Consider the following 24,680-nt stretch of genomic DNA (forward strand, 5'->3'; position numbering starts at 1 on the left):
CTGGACGACTTGACCTGCCGGTCTCTCGGGCGACTCAGCCATGGGACAGATTCCCCAACGCTTTATCGATGATCTCCTGGCCCGCGTCGACGTGGTCGAGGTGGTGGGGGAGCGCGTCCAGCTGAAGAAGGCGGGGCGCAACTACAGTGGCCTCTGCCCCTTCCATCAGGAGAAGTCACCGTCGTTCACCGTCAGCCAGGACAAGCAGTTCTACCACTGCTTCGGCTGCGGGGCCCACGGTAACGCCCTGCGTTTCCTGATGGAGTACGATCAGCTGCGCTTCCCCGAGGCGGTGGAGCAACTGGCCGGCCGGCTGGGCATGGAGGTGCCCCGGGAGGGCGCCGACGACCCTCGGGCCCAGGCCCGGGAGCGCAAGCGCCAGGAGGGCGTCAACCTGCTGGAGCTGGCGGCGAGCTTCTTCCGCGAGCGGTTGAAGATGCCGGAGGCCCGGGCGGCCCGCGGCTACCTGGAGCAGCGCGGCCTGTCGCCGGAGGTCCAGGGCGACTTCGGCATCGGCTATGCCCCGGACGCCTGGGAAGGCCTCAAGCGCCACCTGAGCGAGCGGGGCATTCCCGAGTCGGTGCAGGTCGAGTATGGCCTGCTGGTGCATCGCGAGGACAGCGGGCGGACCTACGACCGCTTCCGCGACCGGGTGATCTTCCCGATCCGCGACTTCAAGGGCCGCACCATCGCCTTCGGCGGGCGGGTGCTGGGCGACGCCAAGCCCAAGTACCTCAACTCCCCGGAATCGCCGGTGTTCCACAAGGGGCGCGAGCTCTACGGCCTCTACGAGGCGCGCCAGGCCAATCGCCAGCTGGAGCGCCTGGTGATCGTCGAGGGCTACATGGACGTGGTGGCCCTGGCCCAGTTCGGCATCCGCAACGCGGTCGCCACCCTGGGCACCTCCACCAGCGAGGAGCACCTGCAGCGGCTGTTCCGCCTGGTGGGGGAGGTGGTGTTCTGCTTCGATGGCGACCGCGCCGGGCGCCAGGCCGCCAGCCGCGCCCTGGAGACGGTGCTGCCGCTGATGATCGACGGCCGCCAGGCGCGTTTCCTGTTCCTCCCCGAGGGCGAGGACCCGGATACCCTGGTGCGCCGCGAAGGCCCCGAGGCCTTCGAGGATCGCATCACCTGCGCCAGCCCGCTCTCCGAGTTCCTCTTCGAGGAAGCGGGGCGCGGTCGGGACCTGGCCCGGGTGGAGGATCGCGAGCGTTTCGCCACCACGGTGCTCAAGGCCCTGGAGAAGCTCCCCGAGGGGGTGCTCAAGTCGCTGCTGCTGGGCGAGCTGGCCAAGCGCACTGGCGTCGAGGTAGGGCGTTTCCAGGCGCTGATGAAGGCGGCGGAGCCGGCCCCGGCCGAGATGGAGGCCCCGCCGCCGATGCCCGATGCGCCCCCCGGGGAGTGGGGCGAGCCCGAGCCGCCGGCGGCGACGCCGCGGCGCAAGGGCGCGCCGCTGACCCTGCTGGGGCGTGCCCTGCAGCTGCTGGTGCATGAGCCGGCCCTGGTGGCGCGGCTGCCCGAGGAGGGCGGCTGGTGGCCCGCGGATGACCCGGATGCGGCCCTGTGCGGCGAGGTGATTCGCCTGCTGCGGGCCGGCGGCTATCGCAGCGGCCAGGTGTTGCTGGCCCACTTCCATGGGCGCCCCGAGGGGCAGCGCCTGGCGGAACTGGTGCGTCGCGAACTGCCGATTCCCCGGGAGGTGCGCGGCGAGGAACTGGAGGGCCTGGTGGCGCATTTTCGTCACCAGCACCAGCAGCGCTCGCCGCAGAGCGAATTCGAGGCCCTGTTGTCAAAGGAACGAAACGGTGAACGGCTCAGTCGAGAAGAGAAGCAGCGTCTGAATGAGCTGGTGCTGACGCTGAGTCGAGGCCGATAAGGCGGGCGGGGCTTGAAAAGTCGCCGGTCACCTCCATCTAGGGGGCAGCCGGGAATTTCCATCGGGGAAACCGTACAACCTAACACACCTGAACGACGGCGCAAATGGAGCGCTGGCGGATTGGCGGGGTCAGACGCTATACTGTTTGGCTTTATGGATTTTCGACGCCTGAGCGTTCGGGTGCTTCATTCTTCTTCGTCGAGATAGGGTATCTATGGCTGGAAATGCGCAGCAACAGTCGCGTCTGAAGGAGCTGATCGCGCGCGGCAAGGAGCAGGGTTACCTGACCTATGCCGAGGTCAACGATCACCTCCCCGAGGATATCGCCGACCCGGATCAAGTGGAAGACATCATCGGCATGATCAACGACATGGGCATCAGCGTCGTTGAAGTCGCGCCGGATGAAGACACCCTGATGATGTCCGACCACTCCACCGATGAGCATGCGGCGGAAGAGGCCGTGGCCGCGCTGGCTGCCGTGGAAAGCGACGTGGGCCGCACCACCGACCCGGTGCGCATGTATATGCGCGAGATGGGCACCGTGGAACTGCTGACCCGCGAGGGCGAGATCGAGATCGCCAAGCGCATCGAGGAGGGCACCCGCGAGGTGATGTCGGCCCTGGCCTACCTGCCCGGTGCCGTGGAGTCGATCCTCGAGGCCTATGATGCCACCCAGGACGAGGAGGCCCCGGGCCGCCTCTCCGACCTCTTCTCCGGCTTCATCGACCCCGATGAGGGCATCCCCGGCGTGGCCGAGGCGGATGTCCCCGAGGAAGAGGAATCCGCGTCCGTCGACGACGAAGACGAGGACGCCGAGGAAGAAGAGTCCGGCGGTGGCCCGGATCCCGAGGAGGCGCGTGCCCGCTTCGAGCAGATCCGCGAGCAGAATGCCCTGGTCAAGGCCACCGTCGAGAAGCACGGTCACGGCTCCGCCGAGGCCAAGGCCGAGCAGGCCCGCCTGGCCGAGCTGTTCTCGCCGATCAAGCTGGTGCCCAAGCACTTCGAGCGCCTGGTGGGCCAGGTGCGCATCAGCGTCGAGCAGGTGCGGGCCCAGGAGAAGGCGATCATGCAGGTGTTCGTCAAGCGCGGCAAGGTGCCTCGCAAGGCGTTCATCAAGTCCTTCCCCGGCAACGAGTCCCGCGCCGGGTGGATGGACGAGTTCCTCGCCGACAATGCCAAGTACGTCGACCGCCTGGAACCCTTCCGCGGCGACGTGCAGCGCGCCCAGCGCAAGATCGCCTTCGAGGAGGACATGGTCCAGCTGCCGGTCGGCGAGCTCAAGGAGGTCAACCGCCGCCTCTCCATCGGCGAGGCCAAGGCGCGCCGCGCCAAGAAGGAGATGGTCGAGGCCAACCTGCGCCTGGTGATCTCCATCGCCAAGAAGTACACCAACCGTGGCCTGCAGTTCCTGGACCTGATCCAGGAGGGCAATATCGGCCTGATGAAGGCGGTGGACAAGTTCGAGTATCGTCGCGGCTACAAGTTCTCCACCTACGCCACCTGGTGGATTCGCCAGGCGATCACCCGCTCCATCGCCGACCAGGCGCGCACCATCCGTATCCCGGTGCACATGATCGAGACCATCAACAAGCTCAACCGGGTCTCCCGGCAGATGCTTCAGGAGATGGGCCGCGAGCCGACCCCGGAAGAGCTCGGCGAGCGCCTCGAGATGCCCGAGGACAAGGTGCGCAAGGTGTTGAAGATCGCCAAGGAGCCGATCTCCATGGAGACGCCCATCGGCGACGATGACGACTCCCACCTGGGCGACTTCATCGAGGACGGCACCATGCTGCTGCCCATCGATTCCGCCACCGGCGAGGGGCTGATCGAGGCCACCCGCAACGTGCTCGGCGGCCTCACCGCCCGCGAGGCCAAGGTGCTGCGCATGCGCTTCGGCATCGACATGAACACCGACCACACCCTCGAGGAGGTCGGCAAGCAGTTCGACGTGACCCGCGAGCGGATCCGTCAGATCGAGGCCAAGGCGCTGCGCAAGCTGCGTCACCCGTCCCGTTCCGAGCCGCTGCGCTCCTTCCTGGACGAGTAAGGCGGCTCACCCCGCCAACAGAAAACGCCCGCGGCCTTGGCCGCGGGCGTTTTCGTTGGTGCCCGTTACTGCGAAGGGGCTCAGGCCCGGGTGCGCCGCCAGTGGCGGGCCAGGACCACCAGCTCGATCATGGCGATCAGGATCAGCCCGTAGCCGAACAGCTCCACCACCTCCTCGGCGGCGTCCTTGAAGGTGCGCAGGTACTGCTCCTGGAGGATCGCCTGCCAGAAGTCGCTGCGACCGTAGAGCCGCGAGAAGACATAGGTGGTCAGGAAGCCGGCGGCGAACAGGCCGAAGGAGAGGCTATTGGCATAGCCGGCCAGTTCCTCGGCGAAGTCGCGACGCCGATAAATGACCCAGGCGAGGCTGGGCAGGATCACCAGGGACGCCAGCAGCTGCCAGGCGCCGTCGAAGACATAGGTGTCCAGCCAGTAGTCCTGCTCGCGGATAAAGGAGCCGAAGGTGAGGGCGAACAGCAGCAGGGTGACGCCCGGCATGACGCCCAGCCCCTGGCGGGTGTAGAGCAGCAGCAGGGAGGCGATAAGCAGCATGCTCCCCTGGGCCAGCTCGGTGAAGCCGCGCTCGGTGAAGCGCCACTCGGGCAGGTGGCTGGCCTCCCAGAAGGCGCCCTGGGCGAGCAGGGCCACCAGCAGCAGGTAGAGGAAGGCGCGCAGGGCCAGGGGCGGCAGGCGGTAGGGGGATGGCGTGGGCATGGCTCGATCCATCGATGCAAAACCTTAATTATACCTGCGCGGCGATCATTTGGGCAGGCGAGGTCACTCGCCGCGGCCGCGCCGGGCCTCCTCGACCAGCCAGTCATGCACCGCCGCCACCCGGCGGTCGTCCAGGGCCCCCGGCGCGTAGACGATACCGTACTGCTTGCCGGTGGCGACCCGTTCGGCGAAGGGGGCGATCAGGGCGCCGCGCTTGAGCTCGTCGGTGATCAGGGTGCGCCGGGCGATGGCTACCCCCATGCCGGCGATGGCCGCTTCCATGGTCAGCTGGTTGCGGTTGAAGGTATAGCCGCGGCGCACATTGACATGGGGGGCGGCGATGGCCTCCAGGTAGTGCTCCCACTCCGCGTAGTCGTGGCTGCCGCGCCAGGCGGTGACGTCATGCAGCAGCGGATAGTAGGCCAGGTCCTCGGGGCGCCGCAGCGGCGGCTTGCCGCGCAGCAGCGCCGGCGCGCAGACCGGGAAGATCACCTCGTCCATCAGCGCCGTGATGGAAAAGCCCGGGTAGTGGCCGTCGTTGAGGTCGAGGGCCAGGTCGAAGTCGCCGTCACGCAGCGAGATATTGCTGTCCTCGGCGATCACCTGTACCTCGATATCCGGGAAGCGCGCCTGCAGCCGGGGCAGGCGCGGCATCAGCCACTTGGCCAGGAAGGAGGGCACGCTGCGCAGGCGCAGGATGCCGCTCATCACCCCCGAGCGCAGCCGGCGTACCTCCTGGCCCACCGCCTGGTAGGCCTCGTCCACCACCGCCGCCAGGCGCCGCCCCTCGTCGGTCAGCTCCAGGCGCCGCGGCAGGCGGCGGAACAGCTTGAAGCCCAGGCGCTCCTCCAGCTGCTTGATCTGCTGGCTCACCGCCCCGGTGGTCACGTGCAGCTCCTCGGCGGCGCGGGTAAAGGAGAGGTGATGGGCGCTGACCGCGAAGACCTTCAGCCAGGCATGGGTCTGGGCATTGAGGTGTCGGCTCATGATTGAGTTTTACTAAATCCAGGAGAAGATATTTTCGATTGTCTCGCGATTCCATCCCCATGAACATAGCGTAAACACCTCGACGAGGTGGCTCATAATGTCCGATGCTTTAGTTAGATTGATGTGTCGTGACGAGATTGTCTGAATGGCGACGCGCGACGTCGTCCGGGGGTAAGCGAGATGTCCATCAGTGTGTTCGACCTCTTCAAGATCGGCGTGGGGCCGTCCAGCTCGCATACCGTGGGGCCCATGCGCGCCGCCTACGACTTCGTCGAGAGCCTGCGCGCCCAGGACCTGCTGGAGCGGGTGGCCCGGGTCGAGGTGCAGCTGTACGGCTCGCTTTCCGCCACCGGCATCGGTCACGGCACCGACCGGGCGGTGATCATGGGGCTGATGGGCGAGCGTCCCGACCGCATCGACCCCAAGATCATCTCGCCCTGCATCGAGGAGCTGCTGGAGTCCCAGAGCCTGCTGCTGGACGGTCGCCTGGCGATCCCCTTCCTGTGGCCCCGCGACATGCAGCTGCTGGAAGAGAACCTGCCCCATCACCCCAACGCCATGCGCCTGATCGCCCACGGCCATAGCGACGAACTCTACCGCAACACCTACTACTCGGTGGGCGGCGGCTTCGTGATCGACGAGGCCCAGGCCCAGCAGGGCGACCTGGATACCGACACCACGGCGCTGCCCTACGACTTCAACTCCGCCGCCGAGCTGATGGCGCTGTGCCGCATGCACGACATGCGCATCAGCGAACTGATGCTCGAGAACGAGAAGGCCTGGCGCAGCGAGCAGGAGATCCGCGACGGCCTGTGGACCATCTGGCAGGCGATGTGTGACTGCATCGATACCGGCTTCGCTCACGAGGGCGTGCTGCCCGGCGGGCTCAACGTCAAGCGCCGCGCCGCCGCCCTGCATCGCCGCCTGGTGGCCGTGGAGGGCAGCCACAGCCTGATCGCCTCCACCTTCTCCGCCATGGACTGGGTCAATGTCTTCGCCCTGGCGGTGAACGAGGAGAACGCCGCCGGCGGGCGCATGGTCACCGCGCCCACCAATGGCGCCGCGGGGATCATCCCGGCGGTGCTCAGCTACTACATGAAGTTCCAGCCGGGCGCCAGCGAGCGCGACGTGGTGGACTTCCTGCTGGCCGCCGGTGCGGTGGGCATCCTGTGCAAGAAGAACGCCTCCATCTCCGGCGCCGAGGTGGGCTGCCAGGGCGAGGTGGGCTCCGCCTGCGCCATGGCCGCCGCCGGCCTGGCCGAGGTGATGGGCGGCTCGGTGGGCCAGGTGGAGAACGCCGCCGAGATCGGCCTGGAGCACAACCTGGGGCTGACCTGCGACCCGGTCGGCGGACTGGTGCAGGTGCCCTGCATCGAGCGCAACGCCATCGCCTCGGTGAAGGCGATCAACGCCGCCCAGATGGCCCTGCGCGGCGACGGCGAACACTTTATCTCCCTGGACAAGGTGATCCGCACCATGCGCGACACCGGTCGCGACATGCAGGACAAGTACAAGGAGACCTCCCGCGGCGGTCTCGCGGTCAACGCCATCGAGTGCTGACCTAACTCTCTCTCGTGTCAACCCTTTGGGCGCCTCTCTCGGGCGCCTTTTTTTTGGTTCTTCGCACTCTGGCGTGAATGCCGCCGTGGGAGATTCTATGTTGCCCCTCAAGCCGTCACCGCGGTCGGGGGGCGATACTCCACCTCATGCTTCATCAGCGCAAAGGCGATACGAGCCAGCTTCCGGGCGATGATCACCAGTGCTTGGGTTTTCTTGAGTCCGCGGGCCAGATAGCCCTGATAGGCCGCTTGCCAAGCCGGCTGACGGCTGGCGGCCATCGCCGCGTTGTGCAGCAGACGACGCACCTCCGGATCGCCTTGCTTGGTCAGCTTGCGCCGCCCACGTTGTCTTCCCGAGTCACGCACGCGGACATCCAGCCCCAGGAAGGCCACGAAGGCATCACTGTGACGAAACTCCCCGCGCAGGAAGGCCATCACCAGGGCCGTCGCCGTCAGAGAGCCAACCCCCTCCATGGCCTGGCAACGGGCGACGTGCTGGCTGAGCCCTGCCTCGCGAACGATGGCCCGCAGGCGGGCCTGGATGACCTGGTCGATGCGCGTCAGTTGGGCGACCAAGCGCTTGAGCGGAGCCTTCAATTCCGGTAATTCGGCGCAGCTCTGCTGAATCGCCACCCGGGCCCTGACGAGGGTGGCGCGGCGGCGCAGCAGGGTCTGTAGCGCCCGGTAGGCGGGCGGTGGCGGGGTCCAGGGCCGCAGAGCTTCTTGCTCGCGACTGAGGTAGCGGGCCAGCAGACGGGCATCGCTGCTGTCGGTCTTGGCGCGGCCGCCAATGCCTTGCCGGTAATGATTGAGTTGGTAGCCATCGATGACGTAGACCGTATGGCCGTACTGATACGCCAATTTGATCAGCAACACGTGATAGGTACCGGTGGCCTCGATGGCGATGGTGCAGTGAGCGGGTAGATGACGCAGCCAGCCGTTGATGCTGGCCTGGTTATTCTCCAGCACTTCCTCGGTGTCGGTATCCTGCCGATAGATCACCAGTTCGTCTTTGGCGACATCGATGCCGATGATGGTCTGGATTGTCATCTCTCGCCCTCCACGCTAGGTTGAAAAGGCTTGTCGGGGTGCACCCAAGCGCTGGCTTGCCAAGATCGTCGGTCTGAGGGGCGCTCAGCCGATGGATTCCTTATCGGCGCTTGGTGGGTGGGGTGGGGCCATGTCTCCCACTGTCTGTGCCCGACCAGGGCCAGATGCGCGGCTCGTCCCTCCACCCCGACAAGCCTTCTCACTATTGCCCGTTCTGGGTCTCCTTCAAACATACAAGCGCGGGTTTCCCGCGCGATTGGGCGACGGAGTCGCCCTGGCGATATCGCCCGAAGGGCGGGTCTCTACACCCTTGGTCGAGTTCAACGTTTCGGCGGTTGATGGGGCGGGGCAATATGCTCTAGCTTACGTTAACGTAAAGTGATGGCGTCCTCCGCCGTCGCTCGCCAACAACAACAAGAGCCGGGCATGCCAGTGCCCAGAGGACACCCTATGACCCAGGAGTTCATCCTCGAGACCCGGGGGTTGACCAAGGAGTTTCGCGGCTTCACCGCCGTGGACGGCGTCGATCTCAAGGTCAGGGAGGGGCATATCCACGCCCTGATCGGCCCCAATGGCGCCGGCAAGACCACCGTCTTCAACCTGCTCACCAAGTTCCTGCCGCCCACCCGCGGCGAGATCCTCTACCGGGGCGAGGCGATCACCGCCATGAAGGCCAACCAGATCGCCCGGATGGGCCTGGTGCGCTCCTTCCAGATCTCCGCGGTGTTCGGCCATATGACCGCCCTCGAAAATGTGCGCGTGGCCCTGCAGCGGCCCATCGGCACCTCCTTCCACTTCTGGAAATCGGCGAAGAGCCTCGATCACCTCAACGACCGCGCCCTGGCGCTGCTCGATGAGGTGGGCCTGGTGGAGTACGCCGACGTGCTCACCGTGGAGATGCCCTACGGGCGCAAGCGCGCCCTGGAGGTGGCCACCACCCTGGCCCTGGAGCCGACCCTGATGCTGCTCGACGAGCCCACCCAGGGCATGGGCGCCGAGGACGTGGATCGCATCGTCGAGCTGATTCGCCGCGTCGCCAAGGGGCGCACCGTGCTGATGGTGGAGCACAACCTCAGCGTGGTCAGCCGACTGTGCGACCGCATCACCGTGCTGGCCCGGGGCGCCGTGCTGGCCGAGGGCGACTACGCCAGCGTCTCCGCCGACCCGCGGGTGCGCGAGGCCTATATGGGCAGCGAAGCCGAAGAGGAGGTCAGCGCATGACACTGCTTGCCGCACCCCTGGAGAGCGCCGACGACCGCGATCATCACCCGGAGCGAGCCGCCGAGGAGGGCAATCCATGACACAGCTTGCCGAGAACCTGGAAACCTCGGGCTACCGCGATCACGACGGCGCGGAGATGCTCCGGATCAGCGACCTGCACGCCTTCTATGGCGAGTCGCATATCCTCCACGGCGTCGACCTCGACGTGAAGCGCGGCGAGCTGGTGACCCTGCTGGGCCGCAACGGCGCCGGGCGCAGCACCACCCTCAAGGCGATCATGAGTCTGGTGGGGCGGCGCACCGGCTCCATCGTCATCAACGGCACCGAGACCCTGGCCTTGAAGCCCCACCGCATCCCGCGCCTGGGGGTCGGCTACTGCCCGGAGGAGCGCGGCATCTTCGCCAGCCTCGACGTGGAGGAGAACCTGCTGCTGCCGCCCACGGTGCGCTCCGGGGGCATGAGCCTCGACGAGATCTACGCGATGTTCCCCAACCTCTACGAGCGGCGCCGCAGCCAGGGCACCCGCCTCTCCGGCGGCGAGCAGCAGATGCTGGCCATGGCGCGCATCCTGCGCACCGGCGCCCGGCTGCTGCTGCTCGACGAGATCACCGAGGGCCTGGCGCCGGTCATCAACCAGGCCCTGGCCGAGGTGCTGCTCAAGCTCAAGGCGCGCGGCATGACCATCGTGCTGGTGGAGCAGAACTTCCGCTTCGCCGCGCCCCTGGCCGACCGCCACTTCGTGATGGAGCACGGTCGCATCATCGAGGAGATCGGCGCCGCCGAGCTGCCCGGCCGCCGCGACCACCTCAACCGCCTGTTGGGGGTCTGACCCCCGTCTTATCCGACCAACAACAATAACGGGCCCAGGCCCATGGAGAATTGCATGACCCTAACCAAGAAGTGCCTCGCCAGCAGCATCGCCTTCGCCACGGCCCTGGCCGCCGGCGGCGCCCAGGCCGAGATCAGCGACGACGCCGTGCGCATCGGCTACCTGGCGGACATGTCCGGCACCTACCGCGACCTGGCCGGCCCCGGCGGCCTGGCCGCCCTGGAGATGGCGGTGGAGGATTTCGGCGGCAGCGTCAACGGCACGCCCATCGAGATCTTCAGCGCCGACGACCGCAACAGCGCCGACGTGGGCGCCAACACCGTCCGCGAGTGGGTCGACCAGCGCAACGTCGACATGGTGGCGGGCATGGTCGCCTCCTCGGTGACCATCGCCGTGACCCAGGTGCTGGAGCAGCACGACAAGCTGGGCCTGGTCTCCGGCTCCGCCGCCTCCAGCATCACCAACGAGCACTGCACCCCCAACCATATCCACTGGGTCTACGACACCTACCCGCTGGCCAACGGCACCGCCCGGGCGGTGGTCGACCAGGGCGGCAGCGACTGGTTCATGCTGACCGCCGACTACGCCTTCGGCCACGCCCTGGAGGGCGACGTGGAGAAGGTGGTCACCGAGAACGGCGGTAACATCGTCGGTCGGGTGCGCCACCCCTTCCCGACCAGCGACTTCTCCTCCTATATCCTTCAGGCTCAGGGCTCCGGGGCGCAGATCGTCGGCCTGGCCAATGCCGGCGCCGACACCGTCAACGCCATCAATACCGCCAGCCAGTTCGGCCTGACCCAGAGCGGCCAGCAGCTCGCCGGCCTGCTGGTGTTCCTCAACGACGTCCATGCCATGGGCCTGGACGCCACCCAGGGCCTGCTGCTGACCACCGGCTGGTACTGGAACATGGACGACGAGGCCCGCGAGTGGTCCGAGCGCTACTACGAGCGGGTCGGGCGCATGCCGACCATGGTCCAGGCGGGCATCTACTCCAGCACCATGCACTACCTCAACGCCGTGGAGGCCACCGGCAGCGACGACACCGCCAGCGTCCGCGAGCACATGATGTCGCAGCCGATCCACGACTTCTTCGCCCGCAACGGCCATATCCGCGCCGACGGCCGCATGGTCCACGACATGTACCTGGCCCAGGTGAAGACCCCGGAGCAGTCCGAGGGCGAGTGGGACCTCTACCATATCCTCGCCACCATTCCCGCCAATCAGGCCTATCGCCCGCTGGCCGAGAGCCAGTGTGACCTGGTGCAGAACTGACCACCGGCCCGGCGGCCCCCGCGGGGCCGCCGCCTTCCCGCTGGCGAGGAGATTCCTACCATGACGATGATATTCGGGGTGCCCCTGGCGGTATTCTCGGGGCAGCTGCTGCTGGGGCTGATCAACGGCGCCTTCTACGCCCTGCTCAGCCTGGGCCTGGCGGTGATCTTCGGCCTGCTGAAGATCGTCAACTTCGCCCATGGCGCCCAGTACATGCTGGGCGCCTTCGTCGCCCTGCTGGGCTCCCGCTACCTGGGGCTCGACTACTGGCTGGCGCTGCTGCTGGTGCCGCTGGTGGTGGGGGGCTTCGGCATGCTGATCGAGCGGCTGCTGCTGCGGCGCATCGCCCACCTGGACCACCTCTACGGGCTGCTGCTGACCTTCGGCCTGGCGCTGATCTTCGAGGGCGCCCTGATCAACCTGTTCGGCGTCTCCGGGGCCAGCTACCCGATTCCCGAGGCGCTGCAGGGCGGCGTCAACCTGGGCTTCATGTTCCTGCCCATCTACCGCGGCTGGGTGCTGGTGGCGGCCCTGGCGGTGTGCCTGTTCACCTGGTTCATGATCGAGCGCACCCGCCTCGGCGCCTATTTGCGCGCCGGCACCGAGAACCCGGCGCTGATGCAGGCCTTCGGCGTCAACGTGCCGCTGCTGATCACCCTCACCTACGGCTTCGGGGTGGCGCTGGCCGCCTTCGCCGGGGTGCTGGCCGCGCCCCTCTACCCGGTGTCGCCGACCATGGGCTCGAGCCTGCTGATCGTGGTCTTCGCAGTGGTGGTGATCGGCGGCATGGGCTCCATCCTCGGTGCGGTGCTCACCGGCCTGGCCATGGGCCTGATCGAGGGGCTCACCAAGGTCTATTACCCCGAGGCCGCCAACACCGTGATCTTCCTGGTGATGATCCTGGTGCTGCTGCTGCGCCCCGCGGGACTCTTCGGTAAGGAGGCATGATGGACACCACCCAGACCCTTTCCCCCACCCGGCAGCGCCAGCGCCGCGCCCAGTGGCGCCGCCAGGCCCTGACCCTGGCGCTGCTGGCCGTGGGCCTCGCGGCGCCCTTCGTCGCCTACCCGGTGTTCCTGATGAAGGTGCTGTGCTTCGCGCTCTTCGCCTGCGCCTTCAACCTGCTGCTCGGCTATGCGGGGCTGCTCTCCTTCGGCCATGCCGCCTTCCTGGCCACCGGCGGCTATGTCACCGGCTACCTGCTGGCCAGCTACCCGGGCCTGACCCCGGAGCTGGGCATCCTCACCGGCACCGCCGCCGCCGTGGCGCTGGGGGCGCTGTTCGGGGTGCTGTCGATCCGCCGCCAGGGCATCTACTTCGCCATGGTGACCCTGGCCCTGGCCCAGCTGATGTTCTTCGTCTTCGTGCAGTCGCCCTTCACCGGCGGCGAGGACGGCCTGCACGGCGTGCCCCGGGGCGAGCTGTTCGGGCTGATCAGCCTCAACAGCAACCTGGCCATGTACTACTTCGTCTTCGCGGTCTTTTTGATCGGCTTCGCCATCATCCAGCGCGCCGTGCACTCACCCTTCGGCCAGGTGCTCAAGGCGATCCGCGAGAACGAACCCCGGGCCGTCTCCCTGGGCTACAACGTCGACGCCTACAAGCTGCTGGCCTTCGTGCTCTCCGCGGGCCTGGCGGGCCTCGCTGGCTCCACCAAGACGCTGGTCTTCCAGCTCGCCTCCCTGACCGACGCCCACTGGCACATGTCCGGCGAGGTGATCCTGATGACCCTGCTGGGCGGCGTCGGCACCCTGTTCGGCCCCCTGGTCGGCGCCGGCCTGGTGGTCAGCCTCCAGCACCTGCTCGCCCAATCGCCGCTGGGCAACTGGGTCAGCGTCATCCTCGGCCTGATCTTCGTCGTCTGCGTCCTCAGCTTCCGCAGCGGCATCGTCGGCGAAATCCTCAAGTCCTACCGCAAGAACTTCAAGTAACACCCCCATGCCTCAAGCTTGGCGCCCCAAGGGCGCCTTTTTTCTGCAACCACCACCGGCCTTCGGGATCGCCACTGGTCTTGGGGGGCTGCTGGTTTCTGTGAGAAGGACTCTGGTTTTGTGGGAGCGCGGATTCCGCGCGATATCGCCCGAAGGGCGATCCTGGCGGCCACCAAGGCTGCAATCGGCACCATCAACTGCTGTTGGAGCCGCCTTCAGCCGGTGATTGACCCGCAGGCCGCCAGGCAATGGCCACCGGCCTTGGGAAAAACCACCATCCCTCTGTAGGAGCCACCTTCAGCCGGCGATATCGCCCGCAGGGCGATCCTAGCTCCTCATGCCACCCTGCCCACCACCCCCTACCAATCTCCAATCCCTTCCCACCACCCCAACCTTTGCATCCCCCACCACCCTTGCTTACTCTGAATTACTAAGACCGCTGAGAGGGTCAGGGACGACAACAAGCACGTAGGGACTACCGCATGGATGGCGGCCGCCATCATAAGACGCAGGGTAGGGGCGGTAGCGTGCCGGGACCCCTCGCCACCTCACCAGCCAGCCTCCCGGGATGATTGAAACCGACAAAAGCAGTAGGCGCGCGAATTCTGCATATGACGCCAAGCTATAATTAATTTCAATGAAAATCAGTGGGTTGGAGTTAAACGGTAGGCTACATTTGTTGGACGAACGTACCGGCACGTTGATCCAATCATAGAGCGCGCCGTCTAATACCTGTTAGCCATCCGGCGCGAAGTGAAACTGAACTATTAAGGGAAATGAATGCTTTTCAACAGAGTAATAATTGAGAGTGTTGGTCCGATATCCAACTTCGAGCTTAAATTCCCCAAAGACGGACAGCAACCCAAGCCGCTCATAATTGTTGGTGAAAATGGATCAGGGAAAAGTATCTTACTGTCCCATCTCGTAAACGCATTGATTGCCGGAAAGCAAGCAGTTTATGACGATGTGGAGGTGGAAAGAGGAAAGGTTTTTAAATATCGCAGCCCCACGTATGTTAAGTCGGGAGAGCACTACTCCTATTCAGCTGTTGAGTTTGACTCTGGAGAAAAGGTTCAGGAGTGGCAACTTCTCCTGTCAAAGAGCCAGTTTGAAGATCAACTAAAGTACACCCCAGTACGTAGAGAATGGAGCCAGATACCAGAAAATGAGCACTCATTCTTTCAGTCTACGTTTAACGAAAATGCAGACGGTACAAAGTCAATATTTAAGAATCAATGTTGTCTATATTTTCCCGTAAATAGGTTTGAAGATCCGGCCTGGCTGAATATTGATAATCTCAACTCCAAAGCTAGCTATTCAGATTTGAAAAGAGTCTCTCGCTATTCAAATCGGGATTTGATTTGCACATCTCCACTAAAAAACAATATAAATTGGCTGCTGGATGTCATACTCGATAGGCAGGCATTTGAGCTTCAGACGAATAATATCCAACTCCCAACACCAGAAGGACAGCCTAGCCCAACGATTCCTGTTTTTGGCGGATTCTCCGGTCAGAGCAGTAGAATATATGAAGCGATAAATAGCGTTCTTAAAATTATTTTGCGTACAGAAGGGAATATTCAACTAGGAATAGGAACCAGGCATAATCGTCAAATATCAGTAATGAGGAATAATCGGCCTTGGATTCCCAATCTTTTCCAGCTCTCTACAGGAGAAGTTCAGCTACTCAATCTATTTCTCTCAATCATTAGAGACTATGATTTATCTGAGGGGAAACTGAATGATCTCAGTGATATAAAAGGTATTGTTGTCATTGATGAAATTGATTCCCATCTTCATTCCTCTCATCAAAGAGAAATACTTCCCGAGCTTATAAAGTCTTTTCCAAATATTCAGTTTGTAATTACCACTCATGCACCGCTATTTCTTATTGGATTGGAGGAAAAGTTCGGTGATCACGGTTTTGACGTTATCAATATGCCAACTGGTGTGAAAGTATCTCCATGTGATTTTTCTGAGTTTACTGCGGCATATGACGCATTTAGGGAGACAACTAGGCACAGAGATGAAATTACTAGAGAGTTAGAGAGTAATTCAAAGCCAGTCGTTTTTGTAGAGGGTGATTATGATATTCGCTACTTAAGAAAAGCAGCTGAATTATTAGATAAGAAAGAGCTATTGGAAAGTGTCCAGTTAAAAGATGCTGTGGGCTTCGGCAATCTAGACAAAATTTGGCGTGCTTATAATAATTCAGTATCTGAAGTCCTGCTGAACAAAATAGTATTGCTCTACGACTGCGATACGAATAAACAGGGCGCTCAAAAAAACAGGGTCTATAAGCGAGTGGTTCCAGCAGTAGAAGAAAACCCAGTTGAAGTTGGTATAGAAAATCTATTCCCTTCATCTACTATCGAAAAAATTGAAAATGAAAATCCTCAATATATCGACTTTCATGAGGCCACGACAACAAGGGTAAGAGGTAGTCTAGTCGAAATTCCCGCATCTAAATCCATAAACAAAGATGAAAAAGGTAATATGTGCAACTGGTTGTGCGAGCATGGCGAAGAGCAGGATTTTATTTTTTTTCAGTCAGCGTTCAATATCATCGAGGAAATTGTTAATGGCTAACAAAGCGCTGCTGACGGACAATTTTCACGCTGCGCTCCAAAATTGCCGCAGAGCTCGGCGTTATGTTTCTAAGGAGATAACATGAGTTCTGAAATTAACATAAACGAACGTATAGAAGCTATAGAGGTTGGTGTTTCTATTGCGCTAACAGCTATAGTTGATCAATTGGTTTCTGGTGGCAAACTTTCTCCGATAGGCATAGGGAAAGCAGTAGAAAGTCAGCTTAAAACTCAGCGTGAAGTTCAAAGCGACTATCCTGAGTATCAAGCTCTATACGACAGCCACAATTACTTCCTAGAGCAAATATCCTTTCACTGCAAAGAACTAATCCAACACCGCGATCCAGACCCCAGCAGCCCGCCTTCAAAAGGTCGTCCTAGTTGGTTTATAGGTATATACACTAATGAAAAGTAAACATAACAAATTGCTGTTGTCGCCGCTGCGCGGCTGGGATCGCCGTTCCGCTGCGCTTCACTTCGGCCCCAAAGCAAGGCGTTAGTTTTTCAGAATGTGGAATTATCGGAGAGATAAGATGCTAGAGAAAAGGCACGTTATTGCACATGAGCCATCCGCAGTAACTAATGGCGAATTCCCGCTCTCTATTGATGAAGCAGATCGTCACCTTGGTTATCTTGAAGCCGATATAGAAAATTACTTTTATGGGAAAGAAATAAGTGTATCAGTTGAAATAAAAGGCCGAGAAGCCTATATATCCTTAAAAACAATCTTAGATCATCTAGATTTGGATAATGAGCTTAATAAGTGCTTGATCGAAATAAATAGCCGTACAAATTGTCTAGCTTTTGTCAAAGTTGGGTAAAGAATAAATGAAACACTAACAAACACACGAAGATCGCCCGCTTCGTGGGCTGGGACCTCCACTGCTACGCAGTTCCGGCCCCTTGTGTGGAGCGTTAAGCTGTAGGAGGAGTTGTGCGAACGAACGTTTTCCGATACGGGATTATTTTGAATGCCCAGAACTATAACGAGTGTGTTGCGTTTTATCGTGACTTGTTCGAATTGCCGGTACTCTTTGAGAAAAATGATGGTGACTTCCAACTCACTTGCTTTGAATATGGCCACGGCTACTTGATGGTTGAGCAAGGTGGTACGGCAAAAATTGATGGTAAAACGATAGAAGAAAGTAGCTTCAAATTAAGATTCAATGTCAGTGATATTGTAAAGGCTTTGGCTGAGATACAGTCGTGGGGCATAAAAGCTTCGATATCCGAGAATCCATGGGGAAGAGTGATCAATATTTATGATCCAGACGGGAACCGAGTTGGAGTTCGGGATGAATCCGGCTTCGTGCAACAGATCACAGCTTAACAAATCGCGCAAGACGAACGGCTTTCAGCCGCCGCTTCGCTCAGCGTTAACTGTAGGAGAGAGATTGGCATCACACGAAACTTTCATGGCGCTTGCTCTATCAGAGTCCAAAAAGGCTCTACCGGGCTGTTTGCCTAATCCTCCGGTTGGCTGTGTGTTGGTCAGAGACGGTTTGGCAGTCTCTACCGGGTACACGAGAGCCCCGGGTGAATATCATGCTGAGGCTGATGCCTTGGAAAAATATTCAGGGCCGTTATCGGAGTTGACCGCCTATGTGACACTCGAGCCCTGTTCTTTCCATGGGAGGACGCCATCATGTGCGGACGCATTGATTGCTAATGGAATTAAGCAGGTAGTTGTTGCGTTGGTCGATCCTGATCCAAGAAACAACGGTCAGGGGCTGGAAAAGTTACGTCAAGCCGGTGTTGAGGTCGTTCAGGGTATTGGTGTGGGAGAAGTCAGTGAGTTTTTGGAGCAGTACTTGGGCAATAGTTAACCAATCGTTCAAGTTCGTTCCCGGCCTGACGGCCGTCCACCGGACGACCTTTTTGGAGCGAAGCGGAGAAAAGGTCGCCGCTTAACATTGGCGTTCTGTAGCTTGAAAGGAGACACATGAATCTGCTTGATATTGTAATTTCTGCTATCGGTTCAGCGGCACTAATTGGTGCTGTGGCATGGTTATCCAAGAATTGGATAAAAGCACGGCTAGAAAACGCTATAAAGTATGAGTACAGCGTAAAATTGGAGAGCCACAAGAACGAATTGAAAGTGAAAACAGATAAGCTCCTCCTTGAGTTAAAGAATCAGGCGGATATTGAATTTGAAAAATATAAAGTAAGAGTTGGCCCATACTCAGAAAAACAATTTGAACGCTACAATGAGTTGTGGGTGAAAATGGTTGAGCTTAAATACGGCATGAGTGAGCTATGGGATCATGCCGGGCAAGACGCGCTTGAGAGGTTTTCGGGGGATCTCAGAGAGCTGGTTAACACGCTAGAGAAAAGCGCGCTTCTGGTTGAGCCAGAACACTACAAGGAGCTAATGGGTTCGATGAATGTATTTGCGCAATATCAGTTTGGTAAGCAAACATTGATAGATTTAAGGAAAATATCAGGTGATAGATATGTCGAAGGTGTTACCGAGCAAATATCTCAGCTTATAAGAGAGAATGAGGAAAGTCGGAGGAGACTGCTTAAAGCCCTGGACAACCTCATGGATCCGATGCGGAAGCAGATAAATGGGGCTATTGGATGACACAGAACAAGGCAATGCACGCGACAAGCGCGTGATTTCGACGTTGAGGCTGTAGCAAAACCCTGTCCACGCCCGGTAGGATGAGGAAAAGGCCACGGAGAGCCGCCGGTATGCCCAGGTTCAAGCCCTATAACTACGATCAGCACGCCCTGGTCGCCATCAACTACCTGGAACAGCTGCAGCCCGGCACGTTCGAGCACGCGGTGCATTACCTGATCGAACACAAGCTGGACCTATCGGTGTTCCACCCGAGGTACCGCAACGACGACACTGGCCGCTCTGCCTATGATCCGGCGATCCTGCTCAAGATCATCCTGTTCGCCTATTCCAAGGGCATCACCTCCAGCCGGGAAATGCAGTGGTGCTGCGAGACCAACATCCTGTTCAAGGCGTTGTCCTGCGATACCGTGCCGCACTTCACCACACTCGCCCGATTCGTCAGCGGTCACGCGGATGAGATCGAAGCCCTGTTCGAGCAGGTTCTGCTGGTCTGCCACGAGCAGGGCCTGCTGGGCAACGAACTCTTCGCCATCGACGGGTGCAAGATGTCGTCCAATGCAGCCAAGGAGTGGTCTGGCACCTTCAAGGAACTCGGCGAGAAACGTGACAAGCTGCGCCGCTTGATTCGCCACCATCTGGAGGAGCACTTCCAGCGCGACAAGGCGGAGACCGAGGCAGAGATGGCACGGGATATCCGCCATGCCAAGATGATCCTCTCCCTCGACAGAGCCATGACCAAGGTAGACCGGTTCCTGAATACGCAGCGCCCCCGGCAGGGGAAGGGCAAGCGCAGCCAGGAGGTGAAGAGCAACCTCACCGACAACGAAAGTGCCAAGATGACGACCGGGAAAGGCACGATTCAGGGCTATAACGGGGTAGCGGCAGTCGACAAGAAACACCAGATCATCATCGATGCCCAGGCCTTTGGCGAAGGCCAGGAGCACCATACGCTCAAGCCGGTGCTGGAAAGCATCGCGCAGCGTTACCGCCGGCTGGGCATCAGCCCGAGCATCTACCAGGACGGCACCGTGGTGACGGCCGATACTGGCTTCGCCAACGAAGCCAACATGCGCTACCTGCACGAACAGCAGATCAATGGCTACATTCCCGACAACCGGTTTCGTAGTCGCGACCCCAAATTCAGCGCCCAGAAAGCCAAATACGGGAAACGTCATCAGGACAGCCGGTCCTCTACTCAGAAGTCGATTATTCCGGCCAGTGAGTTCCAGTTCGATCTCGTGTCGATGACCTGCATCTGTCCGGCCGGTGAGTCCCTCACCTACCGGGGGCTGCGGGAGGCCGAGAACGGAAAGAACCGGGCTCACTTTGAGGGCCGCCTGCTGCAGTGCCGTCACTGCCTGAAGAAACATCAGTGCATGCATAACCCAGCCTCGGCGGACCACCGCAACGGAGCGGGTCGGCAGGTATCATTCACCATCGAGAATAAAGGCTTGCCTAGCTACACTGATTGGATGAAACACCGGGTGGACAGTCAGTATGGCAAAGAGGTCTATAGCCACCGAATGTCGGTGGTGGAGCCGGTGTTTGGCAACATCGGTACGAACAAGGGACTTGATCGATTTAGCCTGAGAGGCCGGAAAAAGGTCCAGGGGCAATGGCAGCTATACTGCCTGGTACATAATATTGAGAAGCTGGTGAATTACGGCAGGTTGGCAGCGTGATGAGGCGGAGGAAGGTGTCTGTCAGGGCGCTACCGATAGAGGGGATGATAGAGATCATCATCGGCATCAGTGGCGTGATTCATGAATGATGGGCCGGACGCTATGCCGGAAGATTTGAATTAATAGGAAGGGTGTAGGATGGCCGGAAATGGTTTTTTCTACAGCCTCGTTGAGGCTGTAGCAAAAGTCCATGTGCTTCAGATGGTCGCGCCCGTACGCGAAATCTGGTCGAGCTTCTGATGAGAACTGGTCTGGATTTTACGAGAGAGCACGAAAATCAGTGCAAAAATTGATCAATTCGAGGCTTTTGAAAGGCTCGTGCCTTTTGCTACAGCCTCGTTGGGTGTCACAAAAAGGAGGGCACAATGCTTAGAGAAATTGGCGATATAGTCACTTGGATAAGCATTGCCTTGTTAGCCGCCGGGTATATTTGGTCATTTATTATCGCATGGCGAGCACATAAAGGTCTGTTCATCCTTGTTCTGCTATTTTGGGTTGTTGGCTATCCAGTACTGCTTGCTAAATATTGGAAACAAACAAAAAATAATTTCTTTGTCATTTTGGCAGGAATTTCCTGTTTCGCACTAGCTTTTGCGATCCTCGCCGCCACAAACCCAAACCGATTAAATGTTTATTCGCTTGAGAAATATGATGGCTACACCCAACAAGTCGCTCAACACGGACACGCCTAGTCGGCGCGCCTGTTAGCTCTATCGTTGAGGCTGTATCAAAACCCTGCCTGTAGAGTGACGGTATTCACCTAACAGATATGGCCTCGCTGTGGGCATCAAACCTCCACCCCCATCTCCCTTCGCCTTGGCAAGCTCCCGGGCAAATACGCCACCAGATGATCGACAAACTGCCGCACCTTGGGGGAGAGGTGGCGGTGGCGGGGGTAGACCGCCCAGACGGCGGTGTCCCGGTGGCGGAAGGTGTCCAGCACCGGGATCAGCTCGCCGCTGGCCAGGTACTCCTCCACGTAGTAGTCGGGCAGTTGGGCCAGGCCCAGCCCCTTGAGGGCGGCGTCCAGCAGGGCGGGGCCGGAGTCGGCCCGCCACTTGCCCTGCACGCGAATTTCCCGGCGCACGCCTTCCACCTCGAACAGCCAGGAGTCGCGGCTGCCGACCAGGCAGCGGTGGTTGCTTAGCTCGGCCAGGCTATGCGGGCGCGAGACCTGTTCGAAGTAGGCCCGGGAGCCCACCACGTATTCGCGGCGTTCGCACAGGCGCCGGGCGATCAGCGTCGAGTCCTTGAGCACCCCCATGCGCACGGCGATATCGTAGCCCTCGTCGATCAGCTCCACTTGGCGGTTGGTGAAGTGCATCTGCACCTCCAGTTGCGGGTGCAGGCGCTGGAAGTCGTTGACCAGGGGCGCCACGAAGCGCTCGCCGAAGGTGGTGGCGGCGGTCAGCTTGAGCACCCCCTTGGGGCGGGCCTGGAAGTCGGTGATCGCCGCCTCGGCCTCGCGGAAGCCGTCGAAGAGGTGGCGGCAGTGTTCGTAGTAGAGGGCGCCGGCATCGGTGAGGCGGATCTGCCGGGTGGTGCGGTAGAGCAGCTGGGTGCCCAACTGGTTCTCGAGCTGGCCCACCAGGCGGCTGACATGGGAGTTGGAGACCTGGAGGTGGCGCGCCGCCGCCGAGAAGGTGCCCAGGCGCACCACCTCGATGAAGGCTTCGATACGGTCCCAACGTTGCATGGTGGACGACCCCTTGGTTGATTGTTGCCCAGTAACAATAATCTTGTGTCGGTGACCCGATTTATCCGCCAGCGACCCATCGCCTAGACTGCAGGTATTCGGCGCCAACCTAGGTTCAGTAAGAAAACTGGCGCCCTTTTACCGTGTCACTCGCTGTCGAGGAACCGCTATGAAATCACGTGCCGCTATTGCCCTGGAAGCCGGCAAGCCGTTGGAATTGGTCGAAATCGACGTGGAGGGCCCCAAGGCCGGCGAGGTGCTGGTGCGTATGGTGGCCACCAGCGTCTGTCATACCGATGCCTTTACCCTCTCCGGCGCCGATCCGGAAGGGCTCTTCCCCTCGGTGCTGGGCCATGAGGGCGCCGGCGTGGTCGAGGCGGTGGGCGAGGGCGTCACCAGCCTGCAGCCGGGCGACCATGTCATCCCGCTCTATACCGCCGAGTGCGGCAAGTGCAAGTTCTGCCTCTCCGGCAAGACCAACCTCTGCCAGTCGGTGCGCGCCACCCAGGGCCAGGGCCTGATGCCGGACGGCACCTCGCGCTTCTCCTTCGAGGGCAAGACCCTGCACCACTACATGGGCTGCTCCACCTTCAGCGAATACACCGTGCTGCCCGAGGTCTCCCTGGCCAAGGTCTCCAAGGAGGCGCCGCTGGACAAGATCTGCCTGCTGGGCTGCGGCGTGACCACCGGTATCGGTGCCGTGCTCAACACCGCCAAGGTCGAGCCGGGCGCCACCGTGGCGGTGTTCGGCCTCGGCGCCATCGGCCTGGCGGTGATCCAGGGCGCGCAGATGGCCAAGGCCAGCCGCATCATCGCCATCGACATCAACCCGGACAAGTTCGAGCTGGCCCGCCAGTTCGGCGCCACCGACTTCGTCAATCCCAAGGACTACTCTGATCCCATCCAGCAGGTGATCGTCGACCTGACCGATGGCGGCGTCGACTACTCCTTCGAGTGCATCGGCAACGTCAACGTGATGCGCTCGGCCTTGGAGTGCTGCCACAAGGGCTGGGGCGAGTCGATCATCATCGGCGTGGCCGGTGCCGGCGAGGAGATCTCCACCCGTCCGTTCCAGCTGGTCACCGGCCGGGTCTGGAAGGGCTCCGCCTTTGGTGGCGTCAAGGGCCGCAGCGAGCTGCCGGGCTACGTGGACCGCTATATGAACGGCGAGCTCAAGATCGACGAGTTCATCACTCAGGATATGCCCTTCGAGAAGATCAACGAGGCCTTCGATCTGTTGCACGCGGGCAAGAGCATCCGTAGCGTACTCCACTTCTAAGGCGACTTTATTCGAGAGGCGGCCCCGCTACGGCGGGGCCCAAGGAGATTGCGGATGACCATGTCTGAAAGCCTGGAACTGGTGTCGGCCACCAAGAGCTTCGGCGGCTGGATCAAGCGCTACAAGCATCGCTCCCGGGCGCTGGATTGCGAGATGATCTTCGCGATCTACCTGCCGCCCCAGGCGGAGAGCGAGCGGGTGCCGCTGCTGTGGTGGCTGTCGGGGCTGACCTGCACCGACGAGAACTTCATGCAGAAGGCCGGCGCCCAGCGCCTGGCCGCGGAGCTGGGCATCGCCATCGTCTGCCCGGACACCAGCCCGCGGGGCACCGACCTGCCCGGCGAGCACGACAGCTACGACTTCGGCTCCGGCGCCGGCTTCTATGTCAACGCCACCCAGGCGCCGTGGAAGAGCCACTACCGCATGTACGACTATGTGGCCGACGAGCTGCCCTCGGTGGTACGTCAGCACTTCCCGGTCAATGGCCGCGAGTCGATCAGCGGCCACTCCATGGGCGGCCATGGCGCCTTGATCCTGGCGCTGCGCCACCCGGGGCGCTTCCGCTCGGTGTCGGCCTTCTCGCCCATCGTCAATCCCAGCGCCTGCCCCTGGGGGCAGAAGGCCTTCCAGGGCTACCTGGGCGACGACGCGGGCAGCTGGACCCAGTACGACGCCTGTGAGCTGGTGGCCAAGGGCGCCTCGCGCCAGCCGCTGTTTATCGACCAGGGCGAGGCGGATAACTTCCTGGAGGAGCAGCTCAAGCCGGAGCGCCTGGAGGCGGTGTGCGCCGAGCATGACCACCCGCTGACCCTGCGCCGTCACCCGGGCTATGACCATAGCTACTTCTTTATCGCCAGCTTTATCGACGACCACCTGCGCTACCACGCGGAGAAGCTGCACAAGAAGAGCTGAGTGGTTGTTGCGGGATCCTTGCTTTCCCTACCGGCGTCGCCTTGTGCGGCGCTTTTTTGTGGGTGGCTGCCCAGGGGCGCCTGCGGCGCCAAATCGCCTAGACGTCGGACCGGCGGAACCGGAGCGCTGGACCGCCGCGCTTGTATGTTTGAAGGGGACTCAGAACGGGCAATAGTGAGAAGGCTTGTCGGGGTGGAGGGAGCTGGTGTTGTGGGAGTTCGGCTGTGCCGAACGATTGGCGCCGGCAGGCGCCCTTGCTTCGCCACCCAAGGATCGCCCTGCGGGCGATATCGCGCGGAACCGGAGCGCCGGACCGCCGCGCTCCCACAAAGGGAGTGCTGAGCACGTCAGCGACGCCGGTTTATCCAAAAACGACGTTATTGTCTGAGTGCAATAACCTATTGCTTCCTGATAGCCAAATTTGTCATGTCAGTACGCGACACAGGAGGTACAT

22 protein-coding genes are annotated in these 24,680 nt (G+C 61.1%); 18 read left to right on the forward strand and 4 right to left on the reverse strand.

Going from position 1 to position 24,680, the window contains the following annotated elements; genetic code table 11:
• The first annotated feature begins 40 nt into the window (after positions 1–40).
• Together dnaG and rpoD are read left to right on the forward strand one after the other, a co-directional pair.
• Positions 41–1,876, forward strand: a complete 1,836-nt coding sequence (gene dnaG / locus ACZ5EF_RS03350; RefSeq protein WP_346063597.1) for a DNA primase — start codon at positions 41–43, stop codon at positions 1,874–1,876.
• Between the two features lie 214 nt (positions 1,877–2,090).
• Positions 2,091–3,923 (forward strand): RNA polymerase sigma factor RpoD, encoded by a 1,833-nt coding sequence (gene rpoD / locus ACZ5EF_RS03355; protein WP_346063596.1) that lies wholly within the window; start codon positions 2,091–2,093, stop codon positions 3,921–3,923.
• Positions 3,924–4,003: 80 nt separating this feature from the next.
• On the opposite strand, the gene ACZ5EF_RS03360 is transcribed toward rpoD, so the two are convergent.
• Positions 4,004–4,636, reverse strand: coding sequence for a hypothetical protein (locus ACZ5EF_RS03360; RefSeq protein ID WP_346063595.1), 633 nt, complete (start codon positions 4,634–4,636; stop codon positions 4,004–4,006).
• 63 nt (positions 4,637–4,699) lie between these two features.
• Complete coding sequence (locus ACZ5EF_RS03365) at positions 4,700–5,623, reverse strand: LysR substrate-binding domain-containing protein (RefSeq protein ID WP_346063594.1); 924 nt, start codon at positions 5,621–5,623, stop codon at positions 4,700–4,702.
• A gap of 180 nt (positions 5,624–5,803) precedes the next feature.
• Between ACZ5EF_RS03365 and ACZ5EF_RS03370 the strand changes: the two genes are divergently transcribed.
• Positions 5,804–7,183, forward strand: coding sequence for an L-serine ammonia-lyase (locus tag ACZ5EF_RS03370; protein ID WP_346063593.1), 1,380 nt, complete (start codon positions 5,804–5,806; stop codon positions 7,181–7,183).
• A gap of 107 nt (positions 7,184–7,290) precedes the next feature.
• Here the strand turns inward: ACZ5EF_RS03370 and ACZ5EF_RS03375 are convergent, their stop codons facing one another.
• On the reverse strand, positions 7,291–8,232 hold the full coding sequence (locus ACZ5EF_RS03375; RefSeq protein ID WP_346064041.1) for a transposase: 942 nt from the start codon (positions 8,230–8,232) through the stop codon (positions 7,291–7,293).
• 450 nt (positions 8,233–8,682) lie between these two features.
• Between ACZ5EF_RS03375 and ACZ5EF_RS03380 the strand changes: the two genes are divergently transcribed.
• The 13 genes from ACZ5EF_RS03380 to ACZ5EF_RS03440 all read left to right on the forward strand — a co-directional run bounded on the left by ACZ5EF_RS03380 (position 8,683) and on the right by ACZ5EF_RS03440 (position 21,031).
• A complete protein-coding gene (locus tag ACZ5EF_RS03380) occupies positions 8,683–9,453 on the forward strand; it encodes an ABC transporter ATP-binding protein (RefSeq protein WP_346064073.1) in 771 nt (256 codons plus the stop codon).
• A 76-nt stretch (positions 9,454–9,529) separates the two neighbouring features.
• Positions 9,530–10,282 carry an ABC transporter ATP-binding protein gene (locus ACZ5EF_RS03385; RefSeq protein ID WP_346064072.1) on the forward strand — a complete coding sequence of 251 codons (753 nt, stop codon included), beginning with the start codon at positions 9,530–9,532 and terminating at the stop codon, positions 10,280–10,282.
• 54 nt (positions 10,283–10,336) lie between these two features.
• Positions 10,337–11,554, forward strand: a complete 1,218-nt coding sequence (locus ACZ5EF_RS03390) for an ABC transporter substrate-binding protein (RefSeq protein WP_346064071.1) — start codon at positions 10,337–10,339, stop codon at positions 11,552–11,554.
• Between the two features lie 60 nt (positions 11,555–11,614).
• Positions 11,615–12,502 carry a branched-chain amino acid ABC transporter permease gene (locus tag ACZ5EF_RS03395; protein ID WP_346064070.1) on the forward strand — a complete coding sequence of 296 codons (888 nt, stop codon included), beginning with the start codon at positions 11,615–11,617 and terminating at the stop codon, positions 12,500–12,502.
• Positions 12,502–13,485 carry a branched-chain amino acid ABC transporter permease gene (locus ACZ5EF_RS03400; protein WP_198056979.1) on the forward strand — a complete coding sequence of 328 codons (984 nt, stop codon included), beginning with the start codon at positions 12,502–12,504 and terminating at the stop codon, positions 13,483–13,485. Before ACZ5EF_RS03395 ends, ACZ5EF_RS03400 begins: the two co-directional genes overlap by 1 nt.
• Before the next feature lie 780 nt (positions 13,486–14,265).
• Positions 14,266–16,074: an AAA family ATPase gene (locus ACZ5EF_RS03405; RefSeq protein WP_346064069.1), complete on the forward strand. Its 1,809-nt coding sequence runs from the start codon at positions 14,266–14,268 to the stop codon at positions 16,072–16,074.
• Positions 16,075–16,155: 81 nt separating this feature from the next.
• Positions 16,156–16,488 (forward strand): hypothetical protein, encoded by a 333-nt coding sequence (locus ACZ5EF_RS03410; RefSeq protein ID WP_346064068.1) that lies wholly within the window; start codon positions 16,156–16,158, stop codon positions 16,486–16,488.
• Positions 16,489–16,606: 118 nt separating this feature from the next.
• Complete coding sequence (locus ACZ5EF_RS03415; protein WP_346064067.1) at positions 16,607–16,894, forward strand: hypothetical protein; 288 nt, start codon at positions 16,607–16,609, stop codon at positions 16,892–16,894.
• 113 nt (positions 16,895–17,007) lie between these two features.
• Entirely contained in the window at positions 17,008–17,403 is a 396-nt protein-coding gene (locus ACZ5EF_RS03420) for a VOC family protein (protein WP_346064066.1), read from the forward strand.
• A gap of 85 nt (positions 17,404–17,488) precedes the next feature.
• The gene (locus ACZ5EF_RS03425; RefSeq protein WP_464122818.1) at positions 17,489–17,899 is read left to right on the forward strand and encodes a bifunctional diaminohydroxyphosphoribosylaminopyrimidine deaminase/5-amino-6-(5-phosphoribosylamino)uracil reductase RibD; all 411 of its coding nucleotides are present in this window, start codon (positions 17,489–17,491) and stop codon (positions 17,897–17,899) included.
• Between the two features lie 116 nt (positions 17,900–18,015).
• Complete coding sequence (locus ACZ5EF_RS03430; RefSeq protein WP_346064064.1) at positions 18,016–18,657, forward strand: hypothetical protein; 642 nt, start codon at positions 18,016–18,018, stop codon at positions 18,655–18,657.
• A 110-nt stretch (positions 18,658–18,767) separates the two neighbouring features.
• Positions 18,768–20,339, forward strand: a complete 1,572-nt coding sequence (locus ACZ5EF_RS03435) for an IS1182 family transposase (protein WP_464122820.1) — start codon at positions 18,768–18,770, stop codon at positions 20,337–20,339.
• Positions 20,340–20,704: 365 nt separating this feature from the next.
• On the forward strand, positions 20,705–21,031 hold the full coding sequence (locus ACZ5EF_RS03440) for a hypothetical protein (RefSeq protein ID WP_346064051.1): 327 nt from the start codon (positions 20,705–20,707) through the stop codon (positions 21,029–21,031).
• Positions 21,032–21,126: 95 nt separating this feature from the next.
• Here ACZ5EF_RS03440 and ACZ5EF_RS03445 read toward each other — a convergent pair whose 3' ends face one another.
• On the reverse strand, positions 21,127–22,035 hold the full coding sequence (locus tag ACZ5EF_RS03445; protein WP_346064052.1) for a LysR substrate-binding domain-containing protein: 909 nt from the start codon (positions 22,033–22,035) through the stop codon (positions 21,127–21,129).
• Positions 22,036–22,204: 169 nt separating this feature from the next.
• Between ACZ5EF_RS03445 and ACZ5EF_RS03450 the strand changes: the two genes are divergently transcribed.
• Together ACZ5EF_RS03450 and fghA are read left to right on the forward strand one after the other, a co-directional pair.
• Positions 22,205–23,314 (forward strand): S-(hydroxymethyl)glutathione dehydrogenase/class III alcohol dehydrogenase, encoded by a 1,110-nt coding sequence (locus ACZ5EF_RS03450; RefSeq protein ID WP_346064053.1) that lies wholly within the window; start codon positions 22,205–22,207, stop codon positions 23,312–23,314.
• A 54-nt stretch (positions 23,315–23,368) separates the two neighbouring features.
• Positions 23,369–24,226, forward strand: coding sequence for an S-formylglutathione hydrolase (fghA, locus tag ACZ5EF_RS03455; protein WP_346064054.1), 858 nt, complete (start codon positions 23,369–23,371; stop codon positions 24,224–24,226).
• Positions 24,227–24,680: the final 454 nt, after the last annotated feature.

The sequence above is a fragment of the Bisbaumannia salifodinae genome (genome assembly GCF_055388505.1).

Excerpts from the sequence above, each read along its gene's own strand:
- dnaG (WP_346063597.1), top strand. The coding sequence starts at position 41 with ATGGGACAGATTCCCCAACGCTTTATCGATGATCTCCTGGCCCGCGTC.
- rpoD (WP_346063596.1), top strand. The coding sequence starts at position 2,091 with ATGGCTGGAAATGCGCAGCAACAGTCGCGTCTGAAGGAGCTGATCGCG.
- ACZ5EF_RS03360 (WP_346063595.1), bottom strand. The coding sequence starts at position 4,636 with ATGCCCACGCCATCCCCCTACCGCCTGCCGCCCCTGGCCCTGCGCGCC.
- ACZ5EF_RS03365 (WP_346063594.1), bottom strand. The coding sequence starts at position 5,623 with ATGAGCCGACACCTCAATGCCCAGACCCATGCCTGGCTGAAGGTCTTC.
- ACZ5EF_RS03370 (WP_346063593.1), top strand. The coding sequence starts at position 5,804 with ATGTCCATCAGTGTGTTCGACCTCTTCAAGATCGGCGTGGGGCCGTCC.
- ACZ5EF_RS03375 (WP_346064041.1), bottom strand. The coding sequence starts at position 8,232 with ATGACAATCCAGACCATCATCGGCATCGATGTCGCCAAAGACGAACTG.
- ACZ5EF_RS03380 (WP_346064073.1), top strand. The coding sequence starts at position 8,683 with ATGACCCAGGAGTTCATCCTCGAGACCCGGGGGTTGACCAAGGAGTTT.
- ACZ5EF_RS03385 (WP_346064072.1), top strand. The coding sequence starts at position 9,530 with ATGACACAGCTTGCCGAGAACCTGGAAACCTCGGGCTACCGCGATCAC.
- ACZ5EF_RS03390 (WP_346064071.1), top strand. The coding sequence starts at position 10,337 with ATGACCCTAACCAAGAAGTGCCTCGCCAGCAGCATCGCCTTCGCCACG.
- ACZ5EF_RS03395 (WP_346064070.1), top strand. The coding sequence starts at position 11,615 with ATGACGATGATATTCGGGGTGCCCCTGGCGGTATTCTCGGGGCAGCTG.
- ACZ5EF_RS03400 (WP_198056979.1), top strand. The coding sequence starts at position 12,502 with ATGGACACCACCCAGACCCTTTCCCCCACCCGGCAGCGCCAGCGCCGC.
- ACZ5EF_RS03405 (WP_346064069.1), top strand. The coding sequence starts at position 14,266 with ATGCTTTTCAACAGAGTAATAATTGAGAGTGTTGGTCCGATATCCAAC.
- ACZ5EF_RS03410 (WP_346064068.1), top strand. The coding sequence starts at position 16,156 with ATGAGTTCTGAAATTAACATAAACGAACGTATAGAAGCTATAGAGGTT.
- ACZ5EF_RS03415 (WP_346064067.1), top strand. The coding sequence starts at position 16,607 with ATGCTAGAGAAAAGGCACGTTATTGCACATGAGCCATCCGCAGTAACT.
- ACZ5EF_RS03425 (WP_464122818.1), top strand. The coding sequence starts at position 17,489 with ATGGCGCTTGCTCTATCAGAGTCCAAAAAGGCTCTACCGGGCTGTTTG.
- ACZ5EF_RS03430 (WP_346064064.1), top strand. The coding sequence starts at position 18,016 with ATGAATCTGCTTGATATTGTAATTTCTGCTATCGGTTCAGCGGCACTA.
- ACZ5EF_RS03435 (WP_464122820.1), top strand. The coding sequence starts at position 18,768 with ATGCCCAGGTTCAAGCCCTATAACTACGATCAGCACGCCCTGGTCGCC.
- ACZ5EF_RS03440 (WP_346064051.1), top strand. The coding sequence starts at position 20,705 with ATGCTTAGAGAAATTGGCGATATAGTCACTTGGATAAGCATTGCCTTG.
- ACZ5EF_RS03445 (WP_346064052.1), bottom strand. The coding sequence starts at position 22,035 with ATGCAACGTTGGGACCGTATCGAAGCCTTCATCGAGGTGGTGCGCCTG.
- ACZ5EF_RS03450 (WP_346064053.1), top strand. The coding sequence starts at position 22,205 with ATGAAATCACGTGCCGCTATTGCCCTGGAAGCCGGCAAGCCGTTGGAA.
- fghA (WP_346064054.1), top strand. The coding sequence starts at position 23,369 with ATGACCATGTCTGAAAGCCTGGAACTGGTGTCGGCCACCAAGAGCTTC.